The sequence below is a fragment of the Streptomyces milbemycinicus genome (assembly GCF_002154605.1).
In the GTDB taxonomy this organism is placed as follows: Bacteria; Actinomycetota; Actinomycetes; order Streptomycetales; family Streptomycetaceae; genus Streptomyces; species Streptomyces milbemycinicus.
Window position 1 is genome coordinate 1 of record NZ_MUNE01000909.1, and the last position, 1,336, is coordinate 1,336.

Consider the following 1,336-nt stretch of genomic DNA (forward strand, 5'->3'; position numbering starts at 1 on the left):
GCCTGGCCCTGCCCGTCCGGCACAAAGCGCACCGCCATCCGCCGCGCCGACGAGGGCAGGGCCAGGCCGGGCGGGCACGGGTCGAGCCACAGGTCGGGCTCGTACGCCGGGTCCACGCCGTAACGCCGCATCAGACGGGCGTAGCCGGGCAGCGGCGGGCCGTGCAGATCCTGCCGGTCCAGCCGGAGTACGGCCGCGCTCCCCCACATCTGGCCGACCGCGGGCACCCCCAGCACCGCCGCGGCCACCGTGCCCGCGTACGTGCTCGCGTCGTGCACCACCAGGCCGGGCTGCCAGCAGCGGGCGAAGGCCACCAGGCCCTGCGCCATCGCCTCGGCGATCCGCACCTGTTTCTCGCCGAGCGCGCGCAGCATGCCGCGCTCCTCCGCGCCGAGCCCGGCGGGCCGCACCGGCCAGTCCGCGGGCCAGTTTCCGATGCGGCGGGGCACCGCGCCCGCGGCCCCGGACGCCTTGGGCAGGGGGCCGACCGGGACGGGGACCAGACCGGCGTGGGCGACGGCCGCCGCGCAGCCGGACGGCACCGCGATCCGCACCTGGTGGCCGGCCGCCAGAAACGCCCGCGCGAGCGGCACCATCGGGGCGAGATGCCCGCCCGAGGACCAGGTGGTGAACAGAACACGCACGGGACTCCTCCGGGAAGTTCGAGAGAGCGATGGCCTGTGGGGGCCGCTTGGCTCACCGCCCGCCGGACACCGTCAACACCTCGCCGGTGATGTTGCCGTTGGCCGCCGAGCACAGGAACAACAGCGTCCGGGCGATGTCCTCGGGCGTGCTCAGCCGCCCGGTGGGGGTGGCGGCGAGCTCCCGCTCCCGGACCGCGCCCGGCAGGCCGGCGAGCACCCGCTCGGTCGAGGTCAGCCCCGGGCATACGACGTTGACCAGCACCCCGTCGCCGCCCAGGTCCCACATCAGGCTCCGGGCCAGACCGTGCAGCCCGGCCTTCGCCGCACCGTAGAACTCCTGGCCGCGGGCGCCGTCCAGCGCGTTGTGCGAGGAGACCAGGGCGATCCGGCCCCAGCCGCGCTCGCGCATCCCGGCGACGGCGCACTGGACCGTACGGATGGCGGGGGGCAGGTTGTCCGAGACGATCGGCAGCCACTCCTCTTGCGGTACGTCCTCGAACCGCTCACGCGGCCCGCGCCGCACCCCCCACCGCCATGCGTTGGCCACCAGTACGTCCAGGCTCCCCCAGCGCTGCTCCACCGCGGCCACCACCCAGCGCGGCGAGGCGGGGTCGTCCAGCGCGTACGGCACGGCGAACGCCTGCCCCTGACCGGCCCCCCCGCACAGCTCGGCGGCGAACGCCTCGGCGGCC

The 1,336-nt window shown here is 76.2% G+C and carries 2 protein-coding genes; both read right to left on the bottom strand.

What is annotated here, in order from left to right:
• Positions 1-644: glycosyltransferase family protein (locus CCN51_RS48715; protein WP_483883477.1), on the bottom strand; the 644-nt coding region annotated here is incomplete at its 3' end.
• 52 nt (positions 645-696) lie between these two features.
• Positions 697-1,336: SDR family NAD(P)-dependent oxidoreductase (locus CCN51_RS48720; RefSeq protein ID WP_086861077.1), on the bottom strand; the 640-nt coding region annotated here is incomplete at its 5' end.